Genomic DNA, 22,698 nt, shown 5'->3' on the forward strand with positions numbered 1-22,698 from the left:
GAGGGGGTATTCGGCATAAAAAAGCACGTTTTTCCGACAGCCAGATCAGCTAGGAGGTGGGCGTAGTTACCGGCTATTTAATGTGATTGATGACCACAATCGAGAAGGCTTGGGTATTGAGGTGGACCTGCCACTATTCTCTGAAGGTGTAATGCGAGCCCTTGATCTGATCATCGAGTAGAGAGAGAAACCTGCTCAGAACCGCTGTAACAACGGTCCAGAATACATCAGCACCACTCTGGCCGCCTGGGCCGAAGAGTACGAGGCAACCAGGCAATTTACAGCAAAACGTTTATATCGAACGCTACGAGCGCAACGTGCGTTATGACTGGTTGGCTCACTACTTATTCAGCTCTATCGAGGAAGTGCAGGAATATGCAACGCAATGGTTATGGACCTACAATCACGAGCGACCGATCATGATGCTCGGGGGCATAACCCCCCAGCAAAAACTTGCCCCTGTGGTCTGAACTCTACTTCTGAAGCCCTCTAAAAATGGGGGGATTACCTAACTACTAAACTCTTCTGAAGAATAAGTAATGTAAGACAGAATCGTGGCAATCATTCCGTTATGGTTTCGAAAGTCTAGTCCACAGTAAGCTGAAGCAAGGTCTATACCGGCATTATGCAATGGCATTGCAACATCATGAATATGTCCCAACATAGATAAGGGCACAATGCCAAAGGGGATATCTTCAGTGAAGTAGCGCGTTGACATTGCAGTGGGCCCCAGAGTTCCAGGCGACTTCTTGTAGACTTGATTAGCCATTTGCGAAACACTCCCAGACTTAATGCCGGGGAACGTCCGTAGATAATGCTCAAAGATATCGCGCACTTCCACCTTGAGAGCTCGGGCCAAGCAAAGACGTTCATAATCTAGCTGTTCAGCTAGACGCCCTACGACCGGAGTTATATATCGATAATTATCCCACGATTCGCCTGCTTCAATGCGGGTTATATTAGCTATGCCGTTTGCCAAGTGTATTTGGGGGTTTAGGTTACTAAGGCCAATAGCTACATCGCCGTTAACTATGCGAAAAATCGGCCCAAAAATCGCATTACAAAGTGAGAGAGCCGCATGTTGATCAGCAAACCCAAAGGCTCGCATATCGACTAAATCACGCATTGTTCCCACTCGAACAATATCATCAACACGCTGAGCTGTCGCAACAGTAGTTGACCAGGCAATACATCGAATGCACTTACCCATCCGTTTTGCACTTTGTTGAAAATAGATGGCACTCATCGATAGCTCCGCACTAAATACCACCACCTGATTATTACTCAGAAGAGGCAATATACGATCTATCATTTCCTGCACGTCGTTCGCACGCCGAGCGAATATAATAATGTCTGTATTAGCTACTGCAGCATCTAACGTTTCCACTACTGCAATCTCTCTCTCTCCTTTGATCAGCCCATCAAATCGGACAGGGTTAGAAGGAGCATGCTCCTTAGACCACAGCCTTATGCTATGTCTATCTTTTAAAAGCATAGCACAATAAGTCAGCCCTATTGGCCCAGCGCCAAGTATTGAAATATTCATATTTTCTCTATTTTTCTTAACAAAAAAAGGATGCCAAGTTTAAATGCTATCTGGGAAGAATGTTTTAGGTAAATATAGATAAATGCTTGGAAAGAAAATCACGCTGAGAATCACTAATAAAGTAATCATGATGATTGGCAAGACTGCTAAGAAAGCGCGAGGTGCATCAACTTCACCAATTTGTGCGGCTATTAACAGACAGATACCATAAGGCGGAGTCGTAAGGCCAATAGCTAAAGAAAGGCAAACAACTAAGGCCAAATGAATATCTGGAATTTGTGCTAAAATTCCTAACTCCGTAATAATAGGCAAGAAGATTATGACAGCGGTGATTGGGCTAAGCACTGTGCCAATTAACAAGCAAAAAATCATTAGCATGACCATTACTGCGATCTGGCCACTTGAAATGGAGATAATAAGCTGTGCTACTAACTCGGCGACACCCATATAGGCTATTAACCAGCCCATAATACCTGCCGTAGCAACTGCGAACATTGGCAACGCATAGGCAACAACAGTAGAGCATAGAATTTCGAATAACTGGCCTGAGCGCACTGTGCGATAAACTATAACTGCTAGTATTAAACCAACTAGAGAAGCAATTGCTGATGCCTCGGTGGCGGTAAAGAAACCGCTGGTAATTCCTCCAAGGATGATAATGGGAATAAGTAGCGTAGGTAAAGCACGTTGCGATGTTTTCTTGCGTGATTCCCAAGATGGCTTCTCTATATTTACAATATTATGACGAGAAGCGACATAATATGTATATCCCATTTGCCCCATGCCAACTAACAAACCAGGTAGAATACCTGCTAGAAACAGCCCTGCTATAGAAATATTGCCGAAAGCCCCATAAATCACAAAAAGAATTGAAGGTGGAATTATCACGCCTAACGTGGACGACGTTGCAGTGAGTGCGACAGCAAATGGAGCTGGGTATCCAGCTTTTTTCATCGCAGGTATCATGATTGCCCCGACACTGGCTGTATCAGCTGCGGCTGAACCTGACATGCTGGCAAACATCATACTAACCAATACATTGATATGGCCCAGCCCACCTTTAATATGACCAACAAAAGATTGCGCAAATGCCATAAGACGTTCGGTAATGTCGCTGTCATTCATTAAGCGTCCCAACAGCAAAAAAAATGGTACAGCCAGAAGGGCAAATGAATCAATGTTAGACATAACCTGATTGGCAATGGATGTGGCGGGAAGGCCTAATTGGATAACAGTTGCCAATGAGGCAAGTCCAATGGCAAAAGCTATTGGTACTCGTAAAGAAATTAGAGCTAGGAAACCAATCAAAAGTGTAATAATAGGGTGCATAGTTTGTCCTTATTCGCCAAAGCGGAAGAGTGAGCGGACATCCCGAACAACAAGCTCGACAGTGAAAAAAGCCATAGCGATCGCCGACAATGGCAATGCAACAGATTGATAAAACATTGGAAACCCAATTGAGAATGACTGTCTCCGCCAGCCCATTTGTGCGTAATCCATACCATGTTTTATGAACACCCAAACTAAAGGTACACATAGCAATAGTGCGATAAATCGCAAAGCGCCATTGATTCGAGTATATGGAGCAGGAAAGATCTCTACGACGTAGTGGATGCCTTTACGAAAACCTACTGCTGCACCCAGAAAAACACTCCAAATAAAACAGAACATCGCAACTTCATCTGTCCAAACATATGTGCCTGATAGTATGTTCCTAGCGAAGACTTGAAACAGTATGGTGATGATAAATATGAGGAAGAAAAGGCCGCCAGTGATGTAGTAAGCCTTTTCTAACACGTTACCTAAACGCGTTAGCATATTATTCCCTTATTTGTGAATTATTTGCAGAATGGGAGTAAGTGCATAATCAGTTAATAGCGCGAATACTTTCCAAGATTTCCGTTGCACCGAACTCTGCAGCCGCATCATCATGTAAAGGGCGCATGCTTTGAATAAGAGGTGCAGTGTCGATGGTGGTCAGCGTTACTGCACCGCTTTTTATCAAGGGTTCTAGCAAGGAGAGGTCGTATTCGAACCCTTTATCGATAGCCACTAATGCCGCAGTGGCGGCGGCATCACGTACAACTTTTTGGTCCTCATCGGAAAGGTGGCTAAATGAATAGTCAGACATTGTAATGTGGCTTACCATGAATTGGTGCTGTGTCTGAGTATGATAAGGGGCTGCCTCATAGAGCTTACCGCCAACATATCCGCTGACTGTGCTCTCAAATGCATCGGCCACTCCAGTTTGGAGTCCAGTGTAAAGCTCAGTGAATGGTAATGAGATAGGCTGTGCCCCCATTGCTGCCCACATACGTGCATCCATTCTTGATCCTGGTACACGCATTTTCATTCCCTTCAGATCCTCTGCCATAGATACTGGAGCTCCTGTATTACTTAAGTTTCGAACTCCACCGCCAGTCAAGGCAAGTAACACTAGGCCGCTATCAGAAGTTTCATATGTTTCTTGGAAATAACTGAGAACCTCACCGTCACTCTGCATTGCAGCACGGAAAGCCTCCTCATCTGGAAAAAGATAGTTTAGGCTAAAAAGCTGAAATTCTGGAAAGAATGGCGTGGCTTCTTGAGTTCCTCCAATAAGTACATCAATGGTCCCAAGGCGCATTTCGTCTAGTACGGTCGCATCGCGGCCTAGGCTGCCACCGCCGAATACGCGGACATTAATACGCCCACCGGTAGCCATTTCTACCTCGTTCTTGAAAGTCTCGGCGGCATCCAGCCAAGGGTGAGGCGCATTTACCTGAGTACTTAGCCGGAGCGTTTGTGCTTCTGCTACGACACTCAACAGCGTGATAGTAACGCCCATAACTGTCGAAACTTTAGACATTTGCATATTGTTACTCCGCATCAGAAAGTCTTTTGAAATGTAAAGCGGCAATGAGTTGCTTATCAGAGAACTTAGAGAATGCCCAACGGTTATGATAATGTCTAATCGCAATTAATGATCTTACTATGTGTAAATCTTATAATTATGAGTTTGAAATATGCCCACAAAAATCACATTTCGGCAGGTTGATGCATTTCGAGCCCTTATGACGAGTAAAACTATGACTGGAGCGGCTTATCAGATGTCCATCACTCAGCCTGCTGTCAGCAGGCTGATATCAGATCTAGAAGTTGCATTAGGCTTGCAATTATTTGAGCGTTATGGACCCCGTATTAGACCAACCAATGCTGCAATTAGATTAATAGAAGAAGTTGATCGTGTTTATTTTAGCCTTGACTATATTCAAAATGTGGCCCAAACGATTCACCGCTTCCCGGAAGATCCAATTCGAATTGCTGCACCCCCTTTTCTGTCATATGGTTTTGTAGCGCGGCTTATTTCACACCTTTCATCCACATACCCCGGCCTAGTAATAAGCTTACATACAGACTCCTCGCGTGCGGTTGCCGAGCAGGTGTCACGCGGTCAGCATGACATTGGGTTCTGTACACTTGTGTCGGCTGAACATAATTTACGGGTGCTATACCGCAGTTCCGTTAATGCTGTCTGTGTACTTCCTGCACGTCACCCATTGGCTCGTCTACGTAGTATTCATGTAAATGATCTAGCGCAGGAACGCTTGGTCGTTTTAGGGCCAAGTGGCACTATCCGACCTCAGATTAATAATGTGTTTAAGAGTGCCGGAATCTCTCCCCTGATTGCAGCTGAGGTTATGTTATCGGCAAGCGCTCTGGGATTTGTGGCCGAAGGTTTAGGTATTGCGTTGATGGATCCTTTTTCGGCGGTAGCCTCACGGGATGAACGCATTCGTATTCGGCCATTCACCCCAGTAGTGGGCATGGACTTTACTGCGATAACCCCTCGACAAGGAGTACATCCTCGTATTATGTCGAGCATCGCACAAATACTTGAGCTAGCAATGAAAGATGAGGTTGCTAACTGGGCGCAGGATTTACGCGGACCTTTTGATTTATGAGGTGCGGTAATCCCCCATTTTAAGAGGGCTTCAAAAGTAGAGTTCAGGCCACAGTGGCCAATTTCTGTTGTGGGGTAATACCTCCACGACCCATGTTAGGACGCTCGTTATGGTAATGCCAGAGCCAACAAGTGTCGTAATCTTGAACTTCTTCAGTACTTTTGAACAGATATTGAGCTAAACAGTCATAGCACACCGTTCGATTGTAGCGTTTTATGTAAGCATTCTGCTGAGGCTTTCCTGGCTGGATAAACATTAGCTTAAAGCCTCAGCAGAATGCTTACCGCTGATATATTCTTGCCCGTTGTCACAACAAATAGAGTGCGGCTTACTCCGCCATTCAATGATCTGGTTTAACGCCCTGGTCACTTGCTCAGGAGGTAACGAGATAGCGACCTCGATACCAAAGCCCGCTAGTTTAAAGTCGTCGATCACGTTCAGAAGGCGATAACGACGACCATCGCTCAATTGGTCATACATATAATCCATAGATCAACTGCTGTTAATCATTTCGGACACCGCTATGGGCTCTGGCTTCTCTCAGATCAACCGTTTCTTCGGTTTGATGCGCAGATTCAGTTCCAACTCGCGGTAAAAGCGGTAGACCCGCGTAGAGTTCCAACGAAAACCATCCACATTACGCAGGTGCAGGAAGCAAAGGCCAAACCCCCAGTTCTCTGGTTATACGTTAGCTTGATCAACCAATCGGCAATCTGATTGTTCTCGTCGCTGAGCGTTGCTTGGTAGCGATAGCAACTCTCACTGATGCTAAACATCCAGCAGGGTAGGCGGATACTGATGTGCTTTTCTAGGACGGCTTTCTGCGTCATCTCTCGGCGACGAGACGGCTTCACCACTTTTTTTCGATGGCTTCCTTGAGGATGTCCGCCTTCAATTGTTCCTCGGCGCACATCTTTTTGAGCCGTCGGTTGTCATTCTCGAGCTCCTTCAGCCGTGTCATCATGTACGCATCCATACCGCCGAATTTAGCCCGTCACTTGTAAAAAGCCGCACTGCTAATGTGATGTTCACGACATAGCTCAGGAACGGATGCACCGCCTTCGGCCTGCTTGAGGATCGACAGTATTTGTCTGTCAGAAAAGCGTGATTTTTTCATGCAGAATCTCCCTTCGTTTAGCTTACGGAAAATTCTACTTTTGAGAACACTGGCTTTTTGGGGGATTACCTTCTCACCGCCTCAGATTTTAGCTCCGCACTAATTTGCGAGTTCTCTCCGGACAATTTCTGCACCTGCACTCAAGGCCTTTAGCTTGCCGCTTGCTACTCGACGAGGTAATGGGGCCATGCCACAGTTGGTACAAGGGTAGAGCTTATCGGCATCTATAAACTGAAGTGCTTTTCGTAGGGTCTTGGCTACTTCCTCTGGTGTCTCAATGGTATCGGTGGCCACGTCAATCGCGCCTACCATTACTTTTTTACCTCGGATGAGCTCGAGTAGCTCCATTGGAACATGAGAGTTGTGGCATTCTAATGAGATAATATCGATATTAGATTTTTGCAGCTTGGGAAAAGCTTCTTCATATTGTCGCCACTCTGAACCCAATGTTTTTTTCCAATCTGTATTGGCTTTGATGCCATAGCCGTAGCAAATATGTACAGCCGTTTCGCATTTAAGGCCTTCAATTGCTCTTTCTAACGTAGCAATTCCCCAATCATTAACGTCATCAAAGAATACATTAAACGCAGGCTCATCAAATTGAATAATATCAACACCTGCCGCTTCTAATTCTTTGGCTTCCTGGTTAAGGATTTTGGCAAATTCCCAAGCTAGCTTTTCGCGGTTTTTATAATGATCATCATAAAGCGTGTCGATCATCGTCATGGGGCCTGGTAGCGCCCATTTTATAGGTTGCTTTGTTTGCTGACGTAAAAACGTGGCGTCATCAACAAAAACTGGCTTTAGGCGAGTCACAGGGCCTACGACTGTTGGTACGCTCGCATCATAGCGATCACGAATTCTGACGGTCTTACGCTTCTCAAAATCAACGCCGCTGAGATGCTCTATAAATGTGGTGACAAAGTGTTGGCGCGTTTGCTCGCCATCACTAACAATATCGATACCTGCCTGTTGTTGTTCGTGCAATGACAAACGTAAAGCATCATGTTTGCCCTCAATTAATTCTTCATCCTGCAATTTCCAGGGTGACCAGAGTGTCTCAGGTTGTGCAAGCCAAGACGGTTTAGGTAAGCTGCCAGCAGTTGAAGTGGGTAGCAATTTTTTCATAATAGATAACCTTGTATTTTTCGATTAATCACAGAGCGTAATTAGTGGACCACTGCTCAAGAATCGCTTGGTATGGTTTGATAAAATTTTCTTCAACAAATTTTCCCTGTTCAATAGCCAGTCCGCTGCGTTCTTCTCGATCATAAATAATTCGAGTTAATGAGTAATCTTGATGCTTCAAACTTGGTTGATAGGATTTTCCTGCCGCAGAATTAGCATTGTAAATCTCTGGCCGGTAAATCTTTTGGAAGGTGTCCATCGTGCTGATGGTGCTGATAAGCTCAAGATTAGTGTAATCACCAAGCAAATCGCCGGTAAAATAAAAAGCCAAAGGCGCAACACTATTCGGGGGCATAAAGTAGCGAACCTTTAATCCCATTTTTTTGAAATATTCATCAGTTAAAGAATACTCGTCTTGCTGGTATTCCATACCTAGTACCGGGTGCTGGTTTTCAGTCCGTTGATAGGTTTTACTACCTGAAACACTTAGGCATATAACAGGCGGTTTGCTAAAGTGATCTTTGTATGTATTTGAGTTTACGAAGCACTGAAATAGCTTTCCATGCAGGCCGCCGAAATCATCTGGCGTGCTAAAGGTGGGCTGATCTTTATTGTGCCCCAGTAGCAGTACACTAAAGTCATAGTCTCGCACGTAAGAGGAAAAATTATTTCCTACAATACCCTCAATGCGTTCATTCGTTTTTCGATCAACAATATTGGTTTTCAATACTTCAATCAGAGGGAGCGAATTGCTAGTGCTTTCAATATCAATATTCATCTCAACGGAGATGATTTCAAGTTCGACAGTATAGCGATCGCCTTTAAGATTGTCCCAATGTGCCAGTGCATTGAACCGATTGTTAATCATATTTAAAGTATTACGCAAGTTTTCTTGGCGATTCTTGCCTCTAGCCAAGTTGGCAAAGTTAGTAGTGAGCCGCGTATTTTCGGAAGGATGATAGTTTTCATCTAAACGAATACTTTTAAGAGAAAATGTAAATTCGTTGCTCATGGTGATTGGGTATCCTAATGGCCTGCGTTTATTGCTCAGCAGTCTTAAAATTGTCTATAGTTAAAGGCTGTAGGCATTTTACGCTGAGTCATTGATTGAGCAAAAACGAATTAATTTCATTACAGTATTAGCGACACTCATGACTCGGTAAGTGGCACAGTATGGGTGGTGTGGCTCTTATTGCTTGAGTTTAGGTTGTAGAGCGTGCGGCCGGTCATAGCCGTGTGATGGTTTTACGGTAATTCTCACAAAGCACAGATGACGCCATTAAGATAAACGTTGCGCCGACAGAAAGTATGGTTGGGTGGGCGTTACTTTTTTCTCACGGCTCTTCTTTTGCGCACCGCTTTCTTACCCATGCCACGTAGCGCAGAAAAGTCACCGCGTTCTACTTCAGCAATTAGCGCTTTCAGGCCATCAGTGAGGGGCTGCATAAACTGACCGTAACGCATCCGTTTTTCGCTGATTGCCTCAAGCTGAGATTCCCAGTGTGCCGTCATATCAGGAACGACCATCCGTTTAGGCAGACTGTTCACAAGATGCTTGCCTGCTTCTGTCGAGTGAATTTCCTTACCTTTCTTCGTCAGAAACTGCCGTTTAAACAAAAGTTCGATAATTCCAGCACGGGTGGCTTCTGTGCCGAGTCCGTCTGTATCCCTGAGTACTTTTTTGATTTCAGGGTCTGATACATATCTCGCTATTCCCGTCATGGCTGAGAGTAAGCTCGCGTCTGTGAAGCGTTTCGGAGGGCTGGTTTGTTTCTCGTCCATTTTGCCGTCGATGCAGGTAACAGAGTCTCCCGACTTCACGTTGGGAAGAGCCATTGATGAAAGCTCTGCGTCTTGTTTCGACATCTTTTGAGGTGGTAGCAGGGCCTTCCAGCCGTTAGAAATGACTGATTTGTGCTTGGCAACGAACAAACCGCCTTCCACCTCGCTGTCTATTTGGTGTTCCGCATACTCAAATGCTGGGTAAAACTGCATCAGGTACTGGCGGGCAACTAACTCGTAAATATTCTTCTCATCCTGAGATAGACGGTCATCTGGCACTGCTCTGGATGTCGGTATAATCGCGTGGTGAGCACCTACCTTGGCATCGTTCCACGCCTTGCTCTTAAGATCGAGGTCAGCCTTTTGTACGCTACCAGCAAGCGTCGCCGATGTTTTGGCAATCGACTGAGCCACCGTATGGCGCTCGCCATAGTGGCCTTTCGGCAGATACCGACAGTCTGAACGTGGGTAGGTAATCAGCTTATGGCGTTCATATAACTGTTGGCATACGTCCAGAGTCTTCTGAGCACTTAAGTTGAACCGCTTTGATGCATCAATTTGCAGTGAAGACAGGCTGTAGGGCAGGGGGGCGGGCTGTTTTTTCTTGTCACGTTTAGCTGCGATGACCTTGCCTGGATGTCCGATCACCTTTTGCAGAACGACTTCAGCAAGCTTTCTTGAAAGCACGCGGCCTTCTTCGTCCATATAAGGCTCACAGGCAGTGCTAGGCTTCCATTTTGCTGTAAAAGACTCACCAGCCACTGTCTGAAGCGTTATAAAGACTTCATAAAATGGCTTGGTTATAAAGTTTTCGATTTCTTGGTCTCGGTGAACAACCAAGCCCAACACGGGGGTCTGCACCCGGCCAACTGACAAAACGCCGTTATAACCAGCGCTTTGGCCAAGAAGGGTGCAGAGGCGTGTCATATTGATGCCATAGAGCCAATCGGCCCTTGCCCTTGCCAGGGCTGATGTTGCTAACGGTATGAAATCAGTATTCTGGCGAAGATCATTCATCGCCTTTTTGATAGCGGCAGGGTTCATATCGTTAACGAGACAGCGCAAGGTAGCTTCGCGTTTAGCTTTATTAACACCTGAATAATTGATCACTTCATCGACCAAGATTTGACCGACTCGGTCAGGGTCACCCATATTGACCAGTTGATCGGCTTCTTTAATCAGTTTTTTGACAGTATTAAACTGCGAGCGGGTTTGGCTTTTTACGTGATGTTTCCACTTGATCGGGATGATGGGTAGGTGTTCTTTTTTCCATTTTTTGTACTCAGGATCATAAGCATCTGGCTCAGCTTGCTCCAATAAATGACCAATACACCAGGTGACGACATCGCCATTAGCAACCCTGATAAACCCATCACCCTTTTGGTGTGGTCTGGGCAGCACGTCTGCAACTGCGCGCCCGACACTCGGCTTTTCGGCAATATATAGAATCAATTTTTCTTACCTCGACTGAGCCCTATAACGTGTGAATTTTGAGCTCTTCGTTAACCAATATTAGATGGAAATCTCATCGAGTTCATGATGTTAGTTTTGGGGGAAAGGTCATTAAGTGTCAAGAGAGGGCAATGAATGCGTGAGCGTGGCAGAACAAGGCGTTTAATGGGCTTGGGCGCACGTACCGGCGGTGCGCTGCTTAAAACGCGCTTAGGTGGGCAGGCGGATTGGCGTGCCCTTGGCGAGGCGCTGTTTGAGGGGTTATCAGAGTTAAAGGGCCCTGCCATGAAGCTCGCCCAGGTCATGTCTCAATGGGATGATCTGCTGCCTCCCGGCCTAGCTGAGGAGCTTGCCCGCCTGCAGCGCCAAGCCGAGCCAATGCCCTGGCCGCGCATTCGTGAAGCGTTGTTACTCCAGTATGGCGATATTGATCATTACTTCAGCGAGATTGAAGAGCGGCCTTTCGCCAGTGCTTCGATGGGGCAGGTGCATCGGGCAACCACTCACGAGGGTGAAACGATCGTACTCAAGGTGCAATATCCTGGCCTTGCCGAGGTGCTTGAAAGTGATTTGATTCAGGTGCGGCGCATCATGCGTCTAGGCCGCTGGTTCAAAGTCCCCCAGGCTCGTTTGGATGCGCTATTTGAAGAGCTGGCCGACAGCCTGCGCAAGGAGCTGGATTACGTCGCCGAGGCTGAAGCACTGGCTCGCTACGGTGAGCGCTATAAGGATGACCCGCGCCTGATGATTCCCGAGCCACTCCCGGCGCTCTCCGGCCAGTACGTATTAGCAATGCGTTTTGTTGATGGCACGCCGCTACGTGAATTGTCGGAGGCGGATGACGCAACGCGCCAGGGCATTGCTCAAACGTTGGCGGATTGGATTACCCAAGAGTTGTTTACGTTCGGTGAGCTGCATGCCGACCCTCACGCGGGCAACTTTGCTGTGGATGCCCAGGGCCGGCTGGTCATTTATGATTTAGGTGCGGTCATCGAGGTGCCTGAGGCGCAGGTAAAGGCGATGATGCAACTGCTGGATGCCACGCTGAAACATGACCCCATGGGGATGGATGAGGCATTAATGAAAATGGGCGGGCGCCAAGGGCAGGGGGCGCCTTTGGCGCTGTACAGCGAGTCGGCCGAGTGCATTGCGCCACTGTTTGCGCCGGGCGAACAGGATTTCAGCGATGTGCGAGTCCATCGTCGCCTGCGTGAGCTTACCCCAAAAGTGTGGGCTGCCATGGACCGCTTGCAACCTCCCGCGGAGACGCTTTTGCTTTCGCGTGCGCTAAACGGCCACTACTGGAATTTGGTGCGACTAGGTGCTCGACTGGACATGCATGCGCGGACGTTACCTCTTATAGCGCGGGCCCATTAACGATAAAACGATTGCCACTGCGGCGATGACGGCCTTCGTGATAAACTATGTCGCTTTCATTTTAGACATCGTTATTTATAGACACACGATTGATAGACATCGTTTAACGCAGTGGAGACGGCAATGCTAGCGGTATGGGTCGATCAGCTGCTGGGATTTGCCTCCGGGGCACTCTCGGCAATCAGGCAGCAAGAACATTATCCGGACTTCATGACCTGGGTGCGCGCCAAAGGCGCGGACGCCTTTAACGGCGACGTGGCTATGGCACAGGCGCTGGCCCCGGTGCTGTGGTCGCAGGCGCCGTTAGAGCGGCTGGATTTTGGCAGCGAGCCGCTTGCCACGCCTGGGCGCAACGAGCCGTGCTGGTGTGATTCCGGTCGCAAATTTAAGCAGTGCTGCTATCAGGTTGAGTTTCCTACTGACATTCCCGAGCAGATGATGTGGATGCTCTCGCTGCGCGAATGGAAGGGCGCTACCTTGAAGGCTGCGCTGGATAGCCAGCAGGCGCCCGCTCAGGCGCTATTAGAAGCTGGCCTTATCGCTGCGGAAAGTGGCCAGACCGGCCGCGCAATGCAAATCCTCGAATCGCTCTTTGACGGTAGCGATTGGTCACGTCTACCCGAGCAGGCTGAGCCTGCCTTCGAGATCCTGCTGGATATTTATCAAGAGCGCGGCTTTACCCGCAAACGTGCCGATTTGCTCGACGAAGTGATGGAGCGCGGGCCGCTATTTTTACGCGGCGTGGCGCTTGAACGTTTGTGCTTAATGCATCTTGATAACGACGATTTGGACAGCGCTCGCGGTGCTTTCGTCAAAGCTCAGCAGGCGCTGCCTGATTCGCCCACGCTGGCTTACATTGAGGCCATGCTGCTGCTTCATGAGGGGCATGAGCAGGAAGCTAAGGAACGGGCTAATTTCTGGTACCGACGGTTAGTTCGTCAAGGCGAGCTAGATGAAGATCAACTGGAGTTTTTAGCCGCGCTGGCGGAAAACCCCGGCGCAACGCTCGCTGACCAGCTACTGAGCGCTGAAGAAGATTTGGCTACGCCGCTGGTAGCGCTGCAGGCGCTGCTTGCCGCACTGCCTACCGCCCCCAAAATCGACATTCAAACGGACCCGGAAAGCGGTCGATTGCTTTACCACTCAAGTGCCCGTGAGGCGACGCTGTTTGCCGCTTGGCATGAGCAGTTTCAAGTGCTGGTGGATGAAGATGTAGCGCTGGGCTTTCGCGATGACCCCTGGGGTAATGCGGTTGAGTGGATGACGGCGGTATGCGCTCACCCGGAATGGCTGGACGCGCCGCAAGTGGTGCAGGATCTCACTCTGGCATTGACCAGCCGATTTGGCAGCCTGCCCTGGATGGCCCCAACCCTGCTAGAGCCCTTGGCACTGCGCCTCTCACGCTGGCTAGAGCAGGCCCGTGCCGCGGGTGACGGTAACCTGTGCTGGGATGATGCGAATAATGCGATGTTGCTGCGCACCGGGTTAGCGTTGGTGGTAGGCATGGAACGTGGGGCGCGCCAGCACTCTCGCGAATTAGCAGAAGAGCTGCTACTCATCGATCAAGAAGATAGCCTTGGGCTGCGTGAGCTGGTGCTTGATCAACTGCTGCGTGATGATCGCAACGAAGAAGCGCTGGCCTTAGCCGAAGAGAATGATGATGACGGCTCGTTAGTGCTGGGGCTGTTAATGGGTAAAACCCTCGCCCTCTATCGGTTACAACATCTTGAAGCGGCAGAGACTGCGCTTAGCGATGTGGTTGGCCATAATCGCCATGCCTTAGAGCTTATTTGCTCTGAAAGCCCGCGCCCCTCTATGCCCCATGCGGATGGCCAGGTCGACCCCGGCTCCCGCGCGGAAGCATGGCAGTACCGCACCTTGATGCGCGATCAGTGGCGTACCACCTCTGGGGCGTTGGACTGGTTAGAAGCCCATCGCTAGGCGTTTTGCATAACTTGCGCTCATTAGGCTAATGAATGTCTTCTGGTTAGACGCCATTGAGTTTAATGAGCGTAAGGTTCAGGGGTGGGCACCAGCTGTTTATCTCGGCTGATCCAAATCGCTAGAACGATAGCGGGTATTCCCAGCAGGGTCGCGATCACAAAAAAGCTCGGATAACCCTGCGCCGTGACCACCAGCCCGCCAAAACCACTTAAGAATTTTCCGGGTAGCGTCATCAGTGACGAGAACAGCGCGTATTGTGTTGCGGTGTAAGCGCGCGAGGTAAGACTAGAGAGAAAGGCAATAAACACGGCGCTAGCTAGCCCGTTGGCAAGGTTATCGCCAATGATCGTGACCACCAGCATGGGCAGCTGATTACCTACGATTGCAAGTACGGCAAACAGCAAGTTAGTGACCATTACTAATCCTGCACCGATAATAAGCAGTGGGCCGATGCCATAGCGCGCGACCAGCAGTCCACCTAAAACCCCGCCGGCAATGCTCATTCCAATGCCAAATATGTTGGTAACATTGGCAATGGTCGCCAGTGAAAACCCTAAATCTATATAAAGCGGGTTCGCCATCGAAGCCATGGCCAAATCGCTGATTCTAAACACTGCAATAAAGACCAGAATCCACAGTGCTTTCACCCCGTAGCGTCTAAAAAAGTCAGTAAACGGGCATACCAGTGCGCCAATACTCCAGGCGCCAAGGCGGCGTAAGACTTTGGGTTTTCCGCGGCTTGAACGAATAAACGCCCGAACTTTAGGTTCATGAATTAACTGAATAGAGAGCGATGCACGCTTTGGCTCGGGGCGCAGTAATACCGTGAGTACGCCAATGCTCATCAGCGCTGCCATGGTCAGATAGGCCATGCTCCATGAAGACGATGCGGCGATGTAAAGCGCCCCAGCGCCGGCGGCAAGTAGCCCCCCGCGATAGCCGACAATATAAGTGGATGCCATGGCTGCCTGGACATCATCCTCGGCAGACTCAATGCGATAGGCATCGATGGCAATATCTTGAGTGGCGGAGCCAAAGGCGACCAGCAGCGCAAAAACGGCTACCCAGCCCAGGTTGCCAACCGGGCTTAGACCCGCCAGCCCAATTAAGCCTGCTGCAATTAAGCTTTGTGCCAAAAGCATCCAGCCACGTCGTTGGCCGAACGCACGAGTGAGTAGCGGAAGCGCCAGCCGATCAACCACGGGCGCCCAGAAAAATTTTATTGAATAGAGCATGCCGATCCAGGCAAAAAAGCCTATGGCCGCCACTTCAACGCCGTCGCTGCGCAGCCAGGCTGAAAGCGTTGAGAACACCAATAGAAAAGGCAGGCCTGCTGAAAACCCCAAAAAAAGCATGGTAATAACGGACGCACGGCAATAAATAGCCAGCGCTGCAAGCCAACTGCGCTGGGGGAAAAGGCTGGGCATTAAACGCTACTCCTGGAAAGACGTTGGCAACGACCAAGTGATAAACTGGGGCTGTCATTCATCACAAAGCCGACAGCTTACCGGAGAGGAGTTTTCAATGTCGATTAAGGCGCATCAGGTTGTGACCTTGCACTATGTCCTTAGAGATATTCTCAGCGATGGCAGCCAGCGAATACTGGATGATTCCAACGCGCGCGGTAAGCCGCTTGAGTACCTTCACGGCCACGATAATATTGTCCCTGGCCTAGAAAATGCGCTAATAGGCCAAGTGGTTGGCGCTCAGTTAAGTATCCAGCTGTTGCCCGCTGATGCCTACGGTGTTCGCAATGAGGCATTGATTCAAGACGTCAGCCGAGGCTCGTTTGGTGGCGCAGAACTAGTCCCCGGCGGCAATTTTCAAACTGAAGGCGAGGCGGGCCCACAAATTGTGACTGTGTTAGATGTTAGGGATGATCGGGTCACTATCGATACTAATCATCCTTTGGCAGGGCGTACGCTTAACTATCGGGTAAATATTCTTGAGGTGCGTGAAGCAACGCGTGCTGAGCTAGCTAAAGGGCATCCGCTACCGCCCGGCACCGAGCATAGTAAAGTCGAAGATCGTAAGGTGTTATAGGTTTTACCTAGCTTAATGATAAGCCAACATTTGTAACAATGAGCAAACAATAGGGAAAAGGCTTGGTTGAGTGGCACTCTGACGACGCGTTGGTTAAAGTGAATGCAGAAATCAAACAGTGTTCGATAACTGCGGAGAAAAGAGATGAGCCAAATCGAAGAGCCTACCTTATTAAAGCAGCGTCGTTCCCGCCGTCAGGTGTTAGCCAGCTTAGGCTTGGGCGCGGCAGCTCTTTACGTGGCACCTACGCTGCTTTCAATGGATCAAGCGCAAGCCCACGACCATCGTTCGCGGCCTAGTTACTCAAGAGCGAGCTACTCAAGAGCAAGTTACTCCAGACCCAGCCATTCAAGACCGCGTCATTCTCGACCTAACCATTCTCGACACCGCCACGCCAACTCGCACGACAATCGTCGCCATGGTTCATCCCGTGGCTATGAGCCTCGGGCCTACAGGTCACGCCTCGATGAGCTTTCACGATTTGAACGCGACGGTGTGATCGAGCTGCGTATTAGTCGTGTACTGAAGCATTTATGGTGAGGTGAGTGATGAACGCTGCAGACGGTCTTGCCCATGACTATGCGTTACCCGGCATCGGCCCATATATTCGATTGATGAATGCACAGCCGCTATTGCCGGTTCTGCGGGCGGCGATGCCTGGGTGGCCGTTAACCGAGTGTTCGCTTCAGCCGACTGCCCCTGAGATTTGCGTTTGGCAGCAAGAAGATGGCTTTTGGCAGCAGGCGCCAGCACTGCCAAAAGGTATGTGGCTGGATACGCCCGTCAGCGCTGCATGCAGCGTTATTGCCGATTTAGCCGGGGCATTTTTACATTGTCATCCTGATTACATTGGCCTGCACTGCGGTTCTGCACAAATAAACGATCAGCTTGTGATCTTTCCTGACTCACATCGTGCGGGGAAGAGTACGCTTACAGCCGCTTTTGCGGCTGCCGGTTACCGAGTGTTTGGCGATGACGTAGTGGCATTAACCCCTGAAGGTGAGGGTCTGTCGCTTGGCGTTGCTCCCAGGCTGCGTTTGCCGCTTCCCGCTTCTCTAGACGAAGAGTTTCGGGACTTTATTAATCATCATCAGGGGCCAAGCGATGATCGCTATGGCTATGTCGCACTGGATGAAACGCTGTTAGCCAGTCATGGTGAAAAGTGCCCGGTTGGCGCGATTATACTGATTGATCGTGATGATAGTGTTACTTCCCCGCAGCTAACAGCGCTTCAGCACGGCGAGGGGCTGTGGCAACTGTTAAAGCAGAATTTCGCTGACACGCTCTCTGACCAAGTATTAGTCGCTAAGTTTTGGTCCTTGATGAAGCATGTCCCTTGTTTTCTATTGCGTTACGCCGATGCTTTTCAAGCGGCCGATTTCGTGGGGCGTGAGCTAGAAAAGGTGATGAATGCACGGCCGTCAAACGATGCGCTAGCGTCACAAGACGTGCCTACACCTGGCGTTGCTGCCTTGGATCGAAACGATCAGCGCTGCTGGCACGCCTGCCAAGCCGCGTACGAATATCCGCTGGGCGATGAGCTATTTGTGATTGTCGAAGAGGGTGGCGCCATTCACAGAATGAATCTGACGAGCCGGGCGGCATGGGGGTTATTGCAGCATGAGGCGCTTACTATAGAGGAGCTTAGCCAAACGCTGGCAGCCTTTTTTATGCCGGTCTCGCTTGAGCAAGTCCGCAAAGATATCGCCGAGCTGCTGGGGCAATTTTTAGCCGCTGGTTTGATTGAAGAACCACCGCGCCGTTAGCTGCGCGGTGGCTTTAACTCATGTCTTAGCTGGCTTTTTCGCGCAGAAAGTCAATGATTTTATCCGCAGAAACCATGGTCGCTTCGCTGTCTCGACGGCCTTTATATTCCAGTTCGCCGTTGTCTAAGCCACGATCGCCAATCACTAAGCGGTGAGGCACACCCATCAGTTCCAGGTCGGCGAATTTAACCCCTGGGCGAGTATCGCGGTCATCCAGCAACACGTCTAATCCCGCAGCGCTCAGTGCTTGGTATAGCCGTTCAGACTCTTCGCGCACACGCTGAGATTTGTGTGCATTCATCGGCACCAGCGCCACTTGGAACGGTGCAATCGCGTTGGGCCAGATAATGCCGGATTCGTCGTGATTTTGCTCAATGGCCGCCGCGACTACGCGCGTTACGCCGATGCCGTAACAACCCATCCATGGATGGCTGGTTTTGCCGTTGTCGCCCAGTACGTTCGCGTTCATAGCCTGTGAGTATTTTTGACCCAGCTGGAAAACATGGCCCACTTCAATGCCGCGCTTAATAGACAGCGTGCCTTGGCCGTCTGGGGAGGGATCGCCTTCGACCACGTTGCGCAGGTCGGCAACGTCGGGCAAGGCGACATCGCGCTGCCAGTTAATGCCGAAGTAGTGTTTGCCATCGACGTTGGCGCCTGCGCCAAAGTCGCTCATAAGGGCGACGCTTCGATCAATAATGATCGGCATCTCAAGACCTACTGGGCCAAGTGAGCCAGGGCCTGCACCAACAAGAGCGCGAATTTCTTCTTCTGTGGCCATGGTGAGCGGGGCGGCTACCTGGGGAAGATTTTCGGCTTTAACTTCGTTTAACGTGTGATCACCGCGTATCAGCAGCGCGATCAGCCCACCTTCGGCTGCTTGCACCATTAGTGTTTTAATCGTTTTCTCAATGGGCAGATCAAACTGCTCAACTAAGGCTGCGATGGTCTTGGCATCGGGCGTCTCAACTAAGCGTAGCTCTTCGCTAGGCTCGGAACGAGCGGCTTGGCTGCCAAGCGGTGCGGGCAATGCCTCGGCTTTCTCTATGTTGGCCGCGTAATCTGACGCGTTAGAGAACACGATATCGTCTTCGCCAGAGTCGGCTAAGACGTGGAATTCGTGTGAGCCGGAGCCACCTATGGAGCCGTTATCCGCGATCACAGGGCGGAAATTAAGCCCTAAGCGTGTGAAGATACGCGTGTAGGCGTCGTACATGTCTTGATAGGTCTGTTTCAGCGAGTCTTCATCAAGGTGAAAAGAGTAAGCATCTTTCATGATAAATTCACGCGAGCGCATCACACCAAAGCGTGGGCGAATTTCGTCACGAAATTTGGTTTGAATTTGGTAGAAGCTGACCGGTAGCTGTTTATAGCTGGCGATTTCTTTGCGCACCAGGTCGGTAATAACTTCTTCGTGGGTAGGGCCCACGCAATAGTCACGGTCGTGACGATCTTTCATGCGTAGCAGCTCAGGGCCATATTGCTCCCAACGGCCTGATTCCTGCCAAAGCTCAGCAGGTTGCACGGCGGGCATCAGTACTTCTTGAGCGCCAGCGCTGTTCATTTCTTCACGTACAATGGCTTCCACTTTTCGCAGCGTGCGAAGGCCAAGCGGCAGCCACGTATACAGGCCAGACGTTAAGCGGCGAATCATCCCGGCGCGTAACATTAACTGGTGGCTAATGACTTCGGCATCGGCCGGCGTTTCTTTTAACGTGGCAATCAGTAATTGGCTGGCGCGCATGGGCGTGAGCATTCCTTAGGTACGTGTACTGAAAAATCAGGGCTTAGTGATAGGGCGTTATAGCCCCGTTAGCGTTGGATGACGACATTGTACGGCCTAGTCGTTAAAGCGGCAAAATCCTACTTCTCACCAGCGCCCTATGCTTTTGATAGATTGTGCTAAACTGCTTTGGTTTACGGTGCGGTCATCGGCAATAAGACGCCAAGTCACAATATCTACCCGGCGACCGTTATTCTTATTACTTGAGGGAACCTTCATGCATCATGTAGTGCGTCGCTGGTTGACGGGGGCCGTCGTTGGGGCTTCTGTGGTGGCACTAAGTGGTTGTGGTACGATTTTTCATCCTGAGCGAAAAGGCCAGCTAAGTGGCGATATTGACCCGGTCATTGCTATCGCTAATAGCGTAGGGCTGCTGTTTTTTATCGTACCTGGGGTGATTGCTTACGCCGTGGATTTCTCTAATGGCACTATCTATCTGCCGGGCCGCAATAGCGCGTCAGTTGATGTTCGCCACTTAGACGACGCTATGGACGTAGCCTCACTAGAGAAGTTGCTCTCAGAGACCGCGGGCAAGCCGGTGAGCTTGGAAAATGAGCTGGTAATGATTGAAGAAATGGGCAGCCTGGATGAAGCCTTGGCGATGGTTCGTATGTCAGGCGTGCTGGATGATGAGAAGCTGTCAGCGATGTAGTTAAATGACATACAGCGATAGTGACTGGCTTTAAAAGCCCAGCGCAGGCTTCACGCCGTGCTGGGCTTTTTTGTGGTTATCGTTAATACCATTAGACCCGCCACCAGCCCCCAAAATGCGCCTCCAATTCCCAGTAAAGTAATGCCTGAACCGGTCAGTAAGAACGTCACAATGGCTGCATCACGCTGCTTCGCGTCATAAAAGGCATTAGCCAGGCCACCGCCTAAGGTGCCTAGCAGAGCAATGCCCGCTAAAGCCATCACGAGTGCCGAAGGCATTGCGTTAAATACCCCCGTAACGGTGGCACCGAAAATGCCTAAAATGATATAGAAAACACCCGCTGCCACGCCCGCCGTGTAACGCCTATGTGGATTCTCATGCGCGTCAGGGCCCAGGCACACTGCCGCGCTAATGGCCGCCATATTAAGCGCAAAAGCGCCAAACGGCGCTAATAGCAGCGTAGTGACCCCTGTCCAGCCAATCAGTGGCGAGCTATTGGGGTGGTAGCCGGCCGCGCGCAGCACCGCGACACCCGGCAAGTTTTGTGTGGCCATGGTGATGACAAACAGCGGTATGCCAATGCCAATGAGCGTAGAAAGAGTAAATGCCGGTGCCGTAAACACGGGAATGGACGGAGAGAGAGGGACATCATGCAGGTTGATTTGACCTTGCAAGGCGGCGATAGCCAAGCCCGTTATCAAGACGCCAGGTACTGCCAGTGATGGCCATAAACGTCGTCCCGCTACCCAGGCAGCGAGCATTAACAGCGGTATCAACCACTCGCGTTCCATGACCACGAAAAGATCTAATCCAAAGCGAAGTAGTATGCCAGCTAGCATGGCCGAGGCAATCGCACTGGGTATATAGCGCATTAAGCGTTCAAACATGCCCGTCACGCCGCACACGGTAATTAACAGCGCCGAAAATAGAAAGGCACCGATAGCCTCTTGCATGGGAATGCCAGGTAAGCTCGTCGCTAGGAAGGCCGCGCCGGGAGTAGACCATGCGGTGAGTAACGGCATGCGATAGCGTAATGATAGACCCAGTGAGGTCGCCCCCATGCCAAGGCCTAGCGCCCATAGCCAAGAGCTGATTTGTGCCGGTGATGCGCCTGCAGCGGCAGCCGCTTGGAAAATAATCGCCGCTGAGCTGGTATAGCCAATAGTAACGGCGACAAAACCCGCGGTAACGCTTGAGACACTCATGTCGTGCCATAGCGAATACCGCCGCGCTGGGGGCTGGGATGAAGGGTCGTCTGATGTTTCCTGCATGAGGCCTCCCGCGAAGCGCGCCAACATAAGTCGTCAAATAGCGCTGCATTGTGCGTTACAGCGCACTGTGCGTCCAGGCACCAGCTTGTCTGGCGCCTCTGTTATGAATGACGCTCGACGTTAATGGCTATCTAAAAAGCGTTTGAATGCGGCGGGCTCATCGGTGATAACGCTGCTAATGCCCCATGCCCACCGGCTATGAAAGGCGCTTGGGTCGTTGGCGGTGTAACAGAGTAGCTGGTAGCCATCGTGCAGTATGGCTTCGGCTTGGGTACGCTTTAAGCGTGGCCAATCGGGGTGCACGCTGAAGGCCTCAATAGCCTCGCACTGGGGGCGCCATATTTTAGGCACGCTGCCGAGCAGCACGCCCAGTGCTAGTCGGTCGCTGTTCGCAAACTGACGACAGTGGGCAAGCGCGCGGCTATCAAAGGAGGAGATAATCAGCCGCTCGGAGGGCAGAGTATCGAGCATTACCGGTAGTGTGCGCTCCACCAGTGCGATGGGATCACGGCCTTTGTTGACCTTAATCTCCATATTGACGCCCATGCCCAGCTCGTTAAGCAGCGCTAGCATCGCCTCTAAGCTGGCCATTTTTTCGCCCGAAAAGGCATCGCCAAACCAGCTGCCCACATCTAAGGTTTGGGCATGGGCCCAGTCCATCGACGCAAGCGCTCCGCGGCTATTCGAGCAGCGCGCTACGTCAGCATCGTGCCAAATCACCGGCGTGCCGTCACCGAGTAGCTGCACATCTAACTCTACCCAGTTGATCCCGGCCTGATAAGCGGCGCGCACTGCCGACAAGGTGTTTTCAGGGGCAGCGGCTGAATAGCCCCGGTGAGCAATCAGCGTGGGCAGTTGAATTGCAGGGTGGGTCATGAAAAATCCCTAAGCCT

At 50.3% G+C, this 22,698-nt stretch carries 18 protein-coding genes and 2 pseudogenes; 8 read left to right on the plus strand and 12 right to left on the minus strand.

Annotated elements, in window-relative coordinates; genetic code table 11:
- Positions 1 to 43: 43 nt before the first annotated feature.
- Positions 44 to 470 (plus strand): annotated as a pseudogene (locus tag ACT3TR_RS12965) (integrase core domain-containing protein); the annotation flags it as partial.
- 38 nt (positions 471 to 508) lie between these two features.
- Here the strand turns inward: ACT3TR_RS12965 and ACT3TR_RS12970 are convergent.
- Genes ACT3TR_RS12970 through ACT3TR_RS12985 form a run of 4 tightly spaced genes read right to left on the minus strand, consistent with a single transcriptional unit; the run spans position 509 to position 4,400 of the window.
- Positions 509 to 1,546 carry an NAD/NADP octopine/nopaline dehydrogenase family protein gene (locus ACT3TR_RS12970; RefSeq protein ID WP_444625522.1) on the minus strand — a complete coding sequence of 346 codons (1,038 nt, stop codon included), beginning with the start codon at positions 1,544 to 1,546 and terminating at the stop codon, positions 509 to 511.
- A gap of 39 nt (positions 1,547 to 1,585) precedes the next feature.
- Positions 1,586 to 2,875 (minus strand): TRAP transporter large permease, encoded by a 1,290-nt coding sequence (locus tag ACT3TR_RS12975; protein WP_444625521.1) that lies wholly within the window; start codon positions 2,873 to 2,875, stop codon positions 1,586 to 1,588.
- A gap of 9 nt (positions 2,876 to 2,884) precedes the next feature.
- The gene (locus ACT3TR_RS12980) at positions 2,885 to 3,364 is read right to left on the minus strand and encodes a TRAP transporter small permease (RefSeq protein WP_444625520.1); all 480 of its coding nucleotides are present in this window, start codon (positions 3,362 to 3,364) and stop codon (positions 2,885 to 2,887) included.
- A gap of 49 nt (positions 3,365 to 3,413) precedes the next feature.
- A complete protein-coding gene (locus ACT3TR_RS12985; protein ID WP_444625519.1) occupies positions 3,414 to 4,400 on the minus strand; it encodes a TRAP transporter substrate-binding protein in 987 nt (328 codons plus the stop codon).
- A gap of 151 nt (positions 4,401 to 4,551) precedes the next feature.
- Here ACT3TR_RS12985 and ACT3TR_RS12990 point away from each other — a divergent pair, with 151 nt between their 5' ends.
- Positions 4,552 to 5,490: a LysR substrate-binding domain-containing protein gene (locus ACT3TR_RS12990; RefSeq protein WP_444625518.1), complete on the plus strand. Its 939-nt coding sequence runs from the start codon at positions 4,552 to 4,554 to the stop codon at positions 5,488 to 5,490.
- Positions 5,491 to 5,533: 43 nt separating this feature from the next.
- On the opposite strand, the pseudogene ACT3TR_RS12995 reads toward ACT3TR_RS12990, so the two are convergent.
- The 4 genes and pseudogenes from ACT3TR_RS12995 to ACT3TR_RS13010 form a co-directional block, all read right to left on the minus strand.
- A pseudogene (locus tag ACT3TR_RS12995) lies at positions 5,534 to 6,607 on the minus strand (IS3 family transposase).
- A gap of 99 nt (positions 6,608 to 6,706) precedes the next feature.
- Positions 6,707 to 7,735 (minus strand): methionine synthase, encoded by a 1,029-nt coding sequence (locus ACT3TR_RS13000; RefSeq protein WP_444625517.1) that lies wholly within the window; start codon positions 7,733 to 7,735, stop codon positions 6,707 to 6,709.
- A 28-nt stretch (positions 7,736 to 7,763) separates the two neighbouring features.
- Positions 7,764 to 8,747 (minus strand): DUF1852 domain-containing protein, encoded by a 984-nt coding sequence (locus tag ACT3TR_RS13005; RefSeq protein ID WP_444625516.1) that lies wholly within the window; start codon positions 8,745 to 8,747, stop codon positions 7,764 to 7,766.
- A 311-nt stretch (positions 8,748 to 9,058) separates the two neighbouring features.
- A complete protein-coding gene (locus ACT3TR_RS13010) occupies positions 9,059 to 10,969 on the minus strand; it encodes a DNA topoisomerase III (RefSeq protein ID WP_444625515.1) in 1,911 nt (636 codons plus the stop codon).
- Between the two features lie 135 nt (positions 10,970 to 11,104).
- Between ACT3TR_RS13010 and ACT3TR_RS13015 the strand changes: the two genes are divergently transcribed.
- Both ACT3TR_RS13015 and ACT3TR_RS13020 read left to right on the plus strand, forming a co-directional pair.
- A complete protein-coding gene (locus ACT3TR_RS13015) occupies positions 11,105 to 12,346 on the plus strand; it encodes an ABC1 kinase family protein (protein ID WP_444625514.1) in 1,242 nt (413 codons plus the stop codon).
- Between the two features lie 123 nt (positions 12,347 to 12,469).
- Entirely contained in the window at positions 12,470 to 14,287 is a 1,818-nt protein-coding gene (locus tag ACT3TR_RS13020; protein ID WP_441686458.1) for an SEC-C metal-binding domain-containing protein, read from the plus strand.
- A gap of 62 nt (positions 14,288 to 14,349) precedes the next feature.
- On the opposite strand, the gene ACT3TR_RS13025 is transcribed toward ACT3TR_RS13020, so the two are convergent.
- Entirely contained in the window at positions 14,350 to 15,717 is a 1,368-nt protein-coding gene (locus ACT3TR_RS13025; RefSeq protein WP_441686460.1) for an AmpG family muropeptide MFS transporter, read from the minus strand.
- A 97-nt stretch (positions 15,718 to 15,814) separates the two neighbouring features.
- On the opposite strand from ACT3TR_RS13025, the gene ACT3TR_RS13030 reads away from it, so the two are divergent.
- The 3 genes from ACT3TR_RS13030 (at position 15,815) to ACT3TR_RS13040 (ending at position 18,099) form a co-directional block, all read left to right on the plus strand.
- Complete coding sequence (locus ACT3TR_RS13030) at positions 15,815 to 16,333, plus strand: FKBP-type peptidyl-prolyl cis-trans isomerase (RefSeq protein ID WP_444625513.1); 519 nt, start codon at positions 15,815 to 15,817, stop codon at positions 16,331 to 16,333.
- Positions 16,334 to 16,477: 144 nt separating this feature from the next.
- Positions 16,478 to 16,873 (plus strand): hypothetical protein, encoded by a 396-nt coding sequence (locus ACT3TR_RS13035; RefSeq protein ID WP_441686464.1) that lies wholly within the window; start codon positions 16,478 to 16,480, stop codon positions 16,871 to 16,873.
- 8 nt (positions 16,874 to 16,881) lie between these two features.
- On the plus strand, positions 16,882 to 18,099 hold the full coding sequence (locus ACT3TR_RS13040; protein ID WP_441686466.1) for a PqqD family protein: 1,218 nt from the start codon (positions 16,882 to 16,884) through the stop codon (positions 18,097 to 18,099).
- Positions 18,100 to 18,124: 25 nt separating this feature from the next.
- Here the strand turns inward: ACT3TR_RS13040 and ACT3TR_RS13045 are convergent, their stop codons facing one another.
- Positions 18,125 to 19,843, minus strand: coding sequence for a proline--tRNA ligase (locus tag ACT3TR_RS13045; protein WP_444625512.1), 1,719 nt, complete (start codon positions 19,841 to 19,843; stop codon positions 18,125 to 18,127).
- 256 nt (positions 19,844 to 20,099) lie between these two features.
- On the opposite strand from ACT3TR_RS13045, the gene ACT3TR_RS13050 reads away from it, so the two are divergent.
- A complete protein-coding gene (locus ACT3TR_RS13050; RefSeq protein WP_441671433.1) occupies positions 20,100 to 20,534 on the plus strand; it encodes a hypothetical protein in 435 nt (144 codons plus the stop codon).
- A 50-nt stretch (positions 20,535 to 20,584) separates the two neighbouring features.
- On the opposite strand, the gene ACT3TR_RS13055 is transcribed toward ACT3TR_RS13050, so the two are convergent.
- On the minus strand, positions 20,585 to 21,805 hold the full coding sequence (locus ACT3TR_RS13055) for a benzoate/H(+) symporter BenE family transporter (RefSeq protein ID WP_444625511.1): 1,221 nt from the start codon (positions 21,803 to 21,805) through the stop codon (positions 20,585 to 20,587).
- A 120-nt stretch (positions 21,806 to 21,925) separates the two neighbouring features.
- On the minus strand, positions 21,926 to 22,681 hold the full coding sequence (locus ACT3TR_RS13060; protein ID WP_441686830.1) for a glycerophosphodiester phosphodiesterase family protein: 756 nt from the start codon (positions 22,679 to 22,681) through the stop codon (positions 21,926 to 21,928).
- Positions 22,682 to 22,698 lie beyond the last annotated feature (17 nt).

The organism is Halomonas sp. AOP12-B1-6 (assembly GCF_052379225.1).
GTDB classification, from domain to species: Bacteria; Pseudomonadota; Gammaproteobacteria; order Pseudomonadales; family Halomonadaceae; genus Vreelandella; species Vreelandella casei.

Excerpts from the sequence above, each read along its gene's own strand:
- ACT3TR_RS13030 (WP_444625513.1), top strand. The coding sequence starts at position 15,815 with ATGTCGATTAAGGCGCATCAGGTTGTGACCTTGCACTATGTCCTTAGA.
- ACT3TR_RS13020 (WP_441686458.1), top strand. The coding sequence starts at position 12,470 with ATGCTAGCGGTATGGGTCGATCAGCTGCTGGGATTTGCCTCCGGGGCA.
- ACT3TR_RS13000 (WP_444625517.1), bottom strand. The coding sequence starts at position 7,735 with ATGAAAAAATTGCTACCCACTTCAACTGCTGGCAGCTTACCTAAACCG.
- ACT3TR_RS13015 (WP_444625514.1), top strand. The coding sequence starts at position 11,105 with ATGCGTGAGCGTGGCAGAACAAGGCGTTTAATGGGCTTGGGCGCACGT.
- ACT3TR_RS12975 (WP_444625521.1), bottom strand. The coding sequence starts at position 2,875 with ATGCACCCTATTATTACACTTTTGATTGGTTTCCTAGCTCTAATTTCT.
- ACT3TR_RS13005 (WP_444625516.1), bottom strand. The coding sequence starts at position 8,747 with ATGAGCAACGAATTTACATTTTCTCTTAAAAGTATTCGTTTAGATGAA.
- ACT3TR_RS13050 (WP_441671433.1), top strand. The coding sequence starts at position 20,100 with ATGCATCATGTAGTGCGTCGCTGGTTGACGGGGGCCGTCGTTGGGGCT.
- ACT3TR_RS13055 (WP_444625511.1), bottom strand. The coding sequence starts at position 21,805 with ATGCAGGAAACATCAGACGACCCTTCATCCCAGCCCCCAGCGCGGCGG.
- ACT3TR_RS13060 (WP_441686830.1), bottom strand. The coding sequence starts at position 22,681 with ATGACCCACCCTGCAATTCAACTGCCCACGCTGATTGCTCACCGGGGC.
- ACT3TR_RS13045 (WP_444625512.1), bottom strand. The coding sequence starts at position 19,843 with ATGCGCGCCAGCCAATTACTGATTGCCACGTTAAAAGAAACGCCGGCC.
- ACT3TR_RS13035 (WP_441686464.1), top strand. The coding sequence starts at position 16,478 with ATGAGCCAAATCGAAGAGCCTACCTTATTAAAGCAGCGTCGTTCCCGC.
- ACT3TR_RS13040 (WP_441686466.1), top strand. The coding sequence starts at position 16,882 with ATGAACGCTGCAGACGGTCTTGCCCATGACTATGCGTTACCCGGCATC.
- ACT3TR_RS12970 (WP_444625522.1), bottom strand. The coding sequence starts at position 1,546 with ATGAATATTTCAATACTTGGCGCTGGGCCAATAGGGCTGACTTATTGT.
- ACT3TR_RS12980 (WP_444625520.1), bottom strand. The coding sequence starts at position 3,364 with ATGCTAACGCGTTTAGGTAACGTGTTAGAAAAGGCTTACTACATCACT.
- ACT3TR_RS12990 (WP_444625518.1), top strand. The coding sequence starts at position 4,552 with ATGCCCACAAAAATCACATTTCGGCAGGTTGATGCATTTCGAGCCCTT.
- ACT3TR_RS12985 (WP_444625519.1), bottom strand. The coding sequence starts at position 4,400 with ATGCAAATGTCTAAAGTTTCGACAGTTATGGGCGTTACTATCACGCTG.
- ACT3TR_RS13025 (WP_441686460.1), bottom strand. The coding sequence starts at position 15,717 with ATGCCCAGCCTTTTCCCCCAGCGCAGTTGGCTTGCAGCGCTGGCTATT.